A 6,322-nucleotide genomic window follows, 5' to 3' on the forward strand; every position below is an offset into this window, starting at 1 on the left:
AAAGAGAGAAGTAGCACCTTTAACGACCAGGAGAAATAAAAATGCGTAACGTAAAACACGTAGCCTTCATCCTCAGCACCGCCGCCCTGCTGGCAGCTTGCTCCACCCCAAAACCAGTGGAAAAAGCACCGGAAGTGGTTGAAAAGCCAGCTGCTCCAGCCGCTCCTGCAGCTGACACCCGCGCTGTTGCCCCAGTAGTGGCACCAGTTGACGAACTGGACATCCCAGGCGGCAAGCTGGCCAACCGTTCCGTGTACTTCGACTTCGACAGCTACGTTGTGCGTGAAGACGGCAAAGAAGTGGTGTCCAACCACTCCGCATACCTGGTGAAGAACGGCCAGCGCGCCATCCTGATCCAAGGTAACACCGACGAACGCGGTGGCTCCGAGTACAACCTGGCCCTGGGCCAGAAGCGCGCTGAAGCCGTGCGTAAGTCGATGGCAGCCCTGGGCGTGCCAGAAGCGCGCATGGAAGCCGTGTCCCTGGGCGAAGAAAAGCCAAAGGCAACCGGTTCCAACGAAGAAGCATGGGCACAGAACCGCCGTGCTGACATCGTGTACAAAGCCAAGTAATCTTCCGGCTTAACATGACGCACAAGGGGCAGCGCGCAGTTTATACTGCGCCCTGCCCCATTTCTTTTTTTGTGCAAGGAAAGATCAATGAAATTCACCAAGTCCGCCCTGATGGCAGCCCTGTTCGCCGCCACCCTGCCCCTGACCGCCTCCGCCGGCCTCTTCGACGATGAAGAAGCGCGCAAGGCCATCACCGACCTGAAAGCCAAGGTCAGCAAGCTGGAAGGCGACCTGAAGAATTTGATCGACACCAAGACCGACAAGAGCGCCACGCTGGACCTGATTTCGAGCCAGGACCAGATGCGTGAAGAAATTTCGCGCCTGCGCGGCCAGGTTGAAATCCTGCTGAACGAAATCCAGGTAGCCCAGAAGCGCCAAAAGGACTTCTACACCGACCTCGACGCCCGCATCAAGAAGCTGGAGCCGCGCCAGGTCACCATCGACGGCCAGACCACTTCCGTCAACATGGACGAACAGAACGCCTACGACAACGCCATGGCCCAATTCAAAGGCGGCGACTACAAAGGCGCGGCCAACGCGCTGCAGGACTTCGTCAAGCGCTACGGCGCCTCCGCCTACGCCTCCAACGCCCAATATTGGCTGGGCAACGCCTTCTATGCCCAGGGTGATTGCAAAAATGCCATCACCGCCCAGCAAGTCGTGGTGAAAACCTGGCCGGACAGCCCCAAAGCCGCCGACGCCATGCTGAACATCGCCAGCTGCCAGATGGAGCTGAAGGCCGTCAACAACGCCAAGAAGACCCTGCAAGAGCTGATCAAAGCCTACCCCGGCACCGCAGCCGCCACCACCGCCAAAGAGCGCCTCAAAGCCAAGTAAGCCGAGGGACGCAAGCGAACAAGGGGACTGACCCTTCGGGTCCGTCCCCGATGCCCGGATCCTGAAAAAGTGCCGCGCAGCATTTGACAGATCCAACAGCCCAGCCTATAATCTCGCTTCTTCATTCGACGGGTCGTTAGCTCAGTTGGTAGAGCAGCGGACTTTTAATCCGTTGGTCGCAGGTTCGAGCCCCGCACGGCCTACCATTCGAATAAAGAAACCTTGGGTCGTTAGCTCAGTTGGTAGAGCAGCGGACTTTTAATCCGTTGGTCGCAGGTTCGAGCCCCGCACGGCCTACCAAGATACGCAGAGAAGCCCCTGAATTTCGGTTCAGGGGCTTTTTTGTTTTCTGCTCCGTTTCGGAACCATCGCTCGCCCCCGCCTTCAGCATCAGCCTGCAACAATGCACGCATTTTCGCTTGGGCAAGAATGATATGCTTTCGCTGCCCCATTCTCAATCGCCGCAAAGTGGCCAGAAACTTAGCTGCGGTTGAAGCACAATCCTAGTCGGTCGGTATCGGCCAAGAGCAGACGGTCGCAAAGCTGAAGAAAAACAATGGAACCGATGGATGATTGAGCTTGAAGAGATGCGTCAGTTGTTCTGCCGTGCATATAGCGGATTGCGCGCACGAGTTGTTGCTACGGCAGAAAATTGGATTGGGGACGGAGGAGAATTCCTTCCGTTTCCATGGATGGAGGAACTTCGCAGTTTGGTCGAAGACCGTTTAGAGAGCGGAGACTACGAGCAAGCTGACGCACTGTTTTTGGTAGTGGAAAAGCTCCTCGCGACAGGCGATGAGGAAGTGCAAACTGTCGTAGCGACCGGCTTCCTTGAAGGACTACAGCATCAACGAAGAATAGCGCCGGAACTTTGGCGACCGTTGCTCGGACCGTTGGCGCACTCCCATTGCACGGCAATGGATAATTTCCACGGTATTACCCGTTAAACGAGGCTGGCTGCGGCCAAAAGCAGAACTTGGAATTTGGCGTTTTTTGCGCTCAACAGGGAGTGTCCGTAAGTGCAGTTGAAAATTAAGGTTACATGTGGCGACGAAGTGAAATGGGCGGGCGCATCGCAAAGCGGATTAGTCTATTACAGCGGTCCGCCTCCTGAGACCGGGATGTGGAAGCTGAGCATAGCAAGAATCGAAGACTATTTTGATGCGGCCTTGAAGAATTATTCGTATGGCGACTCAGTGGAAACCTTTGTCCTCGGGTTTGAGATTGCAGAGCTAGCAGGCTGGGACGAATTCTTCACTTCGATGAGCCGCTACACTAGTTACCGCCCAAAGATCAAAGCGCTGATTTCAGTTGGCCAGCTCAATTGGCCCGATGTGAAAGATCTTACGGCAAGGGAGCAATTTCAACGATTCTCGGAGATCCTGCTCTCCGCAATTGAACGTGTAGCTGAGATGAAGCGAAAACCAAAGGGGTTTGATTCAGCTGCGTTCTCGAAAGATGTTGCACGACTGCTGGTCCAATGCCCGGTCGATGAACTGGAAGTATTAACAAGCTCGTAGGCTGTAGTCGGCCAGATGCAGACCTTAGAAATTGGCACGGCGAATTTGGATGTTGATATGAGAACTTATGAGTCCTTCGAGGACGCGAAGCTTTTGGCCCAAGAAATCCTCTCGAACAGGCTGGATGCAAACGTTGGTTGCGCACTGATTGCATCTACCGCTGCGAAGCTTGGTTATCCCAAATCGTTGGAAATATTTTTCGCTTTAGCTCATGACCAATCTGGGCATGAACGCGTTGGAATTTCAGCCGTCGACTGCGTGGATGATATCTTTGTGGCTTGTCGGGTGCTGCTGGAAAGCTCGATCAATGAGCATGACGTCTAGCGGCCAAAAGCAGTCCATAATTTTGTTCAACTTATACCAGCCTATTCTTGGTAAGGCTGCCTCAGTTTGGATTTATGGAGCTTCTGATGGCACAATCATTCAACTCAATGGACTCATATCGACGTCGCTGATCGCGAGCGTCAACGGATAGCATAATGCTGTGTTCAAAATGCGGGACTAACAATTCTTTCGGATGCGAACGGTGTTCGAACTGCAACGGCCTGCTTTGGGAGGATGCGAATGCACTGCCAAACCCAACGAATGGTCGCCGCGCAATTGATCTCATAACCTCCATTGCCATTTGGCCACTCGTTTTCGTGATTGGTTTCCTGGGCCTTTATCTGTTTTCTGAAATAATAGTGCCTGGTCCAGAAGCATTATTGTTTACATGTAAATTTGTCGCATTGCCGCTTGCAATCGCTGTCTACTATTGGGAACGTGATCGTCGCTCGTACCGCGGTCCATGGACTTCCGCCATCAAGATTTTGGGCAACTACCTTGTTCTTCTTTTTGTTAGCATTACTGCCATAGGATGGATAAATGCAGTATTCGTCACTGACCAGCGTCTGGTGATAGAAGGAACGGTAACAAAGTTGGAGGCGAATAGAAAGAGCGGAAGTTGGGTATACGTTCGCAATTCGAAGTACACGGACGACTATGGACTAATTGTACCTCCTGATGAATTTTCAAAATTGCAACTTAACACCCATTTCGGTATCTGTTTCCGTGTCGGGTGGTTAGGAATTCCATTTCGTTGGCGACATCACGACAACGGCACTTGCTCGTTCATTCATCGATCTGCGCGACCAGCGGAGTGATGCAGATTCCGCCTCCGGCCACAAGCAGTCCGATTGAATGCAAATGAAACACACAAGAGACAGAAATAGATGAGTAAATTAGGTTGCCTTTGTGGGCATGTCATCAGGGACCAAAGCGACTCGCTGCCGTATAAGGCCGCCTTTATCCGGGATCGTGATGATCAATTTCTGTTCGATCAAATCACCAAAGACGCGGCGAAATTTACTGAAGCCGCCAGCGTAGAAGGCATGGCGCCTCACATTGCCGCCCAACTTCCCGACGGGGCGTCAATTACAGCGACGGAGCTCTTTGTAGATCGTATTTCGTCGGCATTTGCAGGCTTGGCTTCGGATATGTATGAATGCGAAAGTTGTGGTCGCATCTGGCTCCAAAAAAAGGGAACAAACACCTTTGTTTCGTTCAAGCCCGATGAAGGCGATTACCACGCTGTCCTAGCAGTTTAAACTTCGTGTCATGGGGGAGACCCTTTCGGCCACCAACGGACGTACATGAATTACTTGCCCAACAGGGAATTTCACGAAGCACAGAATTGATGCGAGACCGCGCTAGGAACATATATGCCCGAGAATGAACTTGAACTGAAGTCTATGCTTGCTGACACAAGATTGGGCGTTGCTGAGGAACTTGGATGGACCTGCGCCATATTTGCAGCCCTGGGACTCTATGCGTTCTTCCATTCATTGTTCATTACGATTGTGGGATTCGGTCTCGCCTACTACCTAGTTACCCTCAGGTATAGGCGTGCCGCAAATAGTGCAGAGGATGAATTTCATAAGCACGCTGGTATCGGCAAGTACAGTGCTCATAGCAGTGGCGATCCGCATTGATGCGCTAACGGCCAGCTGCTGCCAAAGGACTTCGACTTTTAACTAGTTATGCGGGACAAAATGAGAGCTATTCTCTTAGCATTTATCCTGGCCACGTGGACTTTTCAAGCGGACGCACAAGTGGTTGTTCAGGCTATACATACAGCCCTCCAACCCCAAATTGGACGCGATGCCAATGGCTTCAAAGTCTGCGGAATACGGGCGGTTGTACTCGACAAGAAGCCGATGGTGGTTGACGCATACGATTTCTCGATCAATATCCGCGCTGACATTTTTGCCGGCTTAATAAAGGCGGGCAAGTCGACGACATTACTCACCGATTTCAATCGAGGGAAGACATCGTCAAAAGTAGTTTTGCCGGCGCCCACGTCCGTTTGGATCGCCGGCGAACTTGATGGAAAGCCCTTGCTGCCGACCGAAATCATTCCAGCCGAAACTCCAGGATTCATCCTTGCTGGTGCGGAGCTCGTACAGACATGGAAAGTTATTCTGGCAATGATGCAAGGGGAGCGAATGCAGTTTGCAGTGCGCTACAAGGACCAAGATGTTGACACAGTCGTCAGCTTTTCAGGATCATTGAAAGACGAAGAGCTGAAGCCCCTTTTTGCGTGCCTTGAGGGCCTGCAATCGCGTATGCAGAACTAATCATCGCGAACAGGGACGCAATAGTTCTACCAAGGCGGTCTTCGGCCAGGAACAGACCTTGCTTTTTTGGACGTGACTTAAATGATGGAATAGGTTTTAAAAGCAAATGACTGCAAAGAGACATTTAAAGATTGCCGGGTTACTTGCGTTAATGGCTTACTTAGTGATTAGCTTTGTTGTCATGGTGCGTTCCATGCAAAATCAAGCCCACCTCGAAAACATTGCGGCACGCATTTCTGAGTTGGAAGCTGCTGCGCGGCTCCGCAACGAAGCAGATCCCTTGATGCCGTCGGAGTGCGACCCTCCCACACGTTTGGGGCAGTCCCAAAGCACGTATTGCCAGACCACGGTCTATCGATTGCTACAGGCTCCTCATCAATTCAACGGCCGTTGGGTTATGGTGGAAGGAGTGTACGGTGGCGGCTTTGAAGAAAGCGCGTTGTACGCTCCAAGAGACGGAGAGCCCTTATCGGCAATGAGCTACGCGAAGAGTTCTGCAATTTGGGTCACTCCAGGCTTCAAGATTGAGCCTAACTCAATGCCTAGAAAAGTATTAATCGGAAGATTTAAATGGGCTCCTGCCGGTCACATGGGTGAGTATTTCGGCGAGCTTACTGACGCGGTTGCTCTTCGCTAAAGGCGGGCCACGTTCGGCCATCAGCCGCCGCTCGCATCTGGTTTCCGAGTTTTTAAAATTCGACGAACGAATGACTTCAGAAGTTTCGATTTATAGGCACTTTGGGGACTTGGCGCAATTCGCCATTGTTTGCGCTCACGA

The 6,322-nt window shown here is 52.1% G+C and carries 9 protein-coding genes and 2 tRNA genes; all 11 read left to right on the forward strand.

The window, feature by feature from the left end; genetic code table 11:
* The first annotated feature begins 41 nt into the window (after window positions 1-41).
* Window positions 42-572 carry a peptidoglycan-associated lipoprotein Pal gene (gene pal / locus GTP41_RS26020; protein ID WP_161028504.1) on the forward strand — a complete coding sequence of 177 codons (531 nt, stop codon included), beginning with the start codon at window positions 42-44 and terminating at the stop codon, window positions 570-572.
* An 87-nt stretch (window positions 573-659) separates the two neighbouring features.
* Window positions 660-1,409: a tol-pal system protein YbgF gene (gene ybgF, locus GTP41_RS26025; RefSeq protein ID WP_161028505.1), complete on the forward strand. Its 750-nt coding sequence runs from the start codon at window positions 660-662 to the stop codon at window positions 1,407-1,409.
* 130 nt (window positions 1,410-1,539) lie between these two features.
* A tRNA-Lys gene (locus GTP41_RS26030) sits at window positions 1,540-1,615 on the forward strand.
* Between the two features lie 18 nt (window positions 1,616-1,633).
* Window positions 1,634-1,709, forward strand: a tRNA-Lys gene (locus GTP41_RS26035).
* 269 nt (window positions 1,710-1,978) lie between these two features.
* Window positions 1,979-2,356, forward strand: coding sequence for a DUF7674 family protein (locus tag GTP41_RS26040; RefSeq protein ID WP_161028506.1), 378 nt, complete (start codon window positions 1,979-1,981; stop codon window positions 2,354-2,356).
* 72 nt (window positions 2,357-2,428) lie between these two features.
* Entirely contained in the window at window positions 2,429-2,929 is a 501-nt protein-coding gene (locus tag GTP41_RS26045; protein ID WP_161028507.1) for an Imm44 family immunity protein, read from the forward strand.
* A 15-nt stretch (window positions 2,930-2,944) separates the two neighbouring features.
* Window positions 2,945-3,253: a hypothetical protein gene (locus GTP41_RS26050; protein ID WP_161028508.1), complete on the forward strand. Its 309-nt coding sequence runs from the start codon at window positions 2,945-2,947 to the stop codon at window positions 3,251-3,253.
* Between the two features lie 887 nt (window positions 3,254-4,140).
* Window positions 4,141-4,515 carry a DUF8617 domain-containing protein gene (locus GTP41_RS26055; protein WP_161028509.1) on the forward strand — a complete coding sequence of 125 codons (375 nt, stop codon included), beginning with the start codon at window positions 4,141-4,143 and terminating at the stop codon, window positions 4,513-4,515.
* Between the two features lie 114 nt (window positions 4,516-4,629).
* A complete protein-coding gene (locus tag GTP41_RS26060; RefSeq protein WP_161028510.1) occupies window positions 4,630-4,899 on the forward strand; it encodes a hypothetical protein in 270 nt (89 codons plus the stop codon).
* A 60-nt stretch (window positions 4,900-4,959) separates the two neighbouring features.
* On the forward strand, window positions 4,960-5,544 hold the full coding sequence (locus GTP41_RS26065) for a hypothetical protein (RefSeq protein ID WP_161028511.1): 585 nt from the start codon (window positions 4,960-4,962) through the stop codon (window positions 5,542-5,544).
* A 106-nt stretch (window positions 5,545-5,650) separates the two neighbouring features.
* On the forward strand, window positions 5,651-6,181 hold the full coding sequence (locus GTP41_RS26070) for a hypothetical protein (RefSeq protein ID WP_161028512.1): 531 nt from the start codon (window positions 5,651-5,653) through the stop codon (window positions 6,179-6,181).
* The last annotated feature ends 141 nt before the right edge of the window (window positions 6,182-6,322 follow it).

Origin of the sequence: Pseudoduganella guangdongensis, assembly GCF_009857475.1 — a bacterium.
In the GTDB taxonomy this organism is placed as follows: domain Bacteria; phylum Pseudomonadota; class Gammaproteobacteria; order Burkholderiales; family Burkholderiaceae_D; genus Rugamonas; species Rugamonas guangdongensis.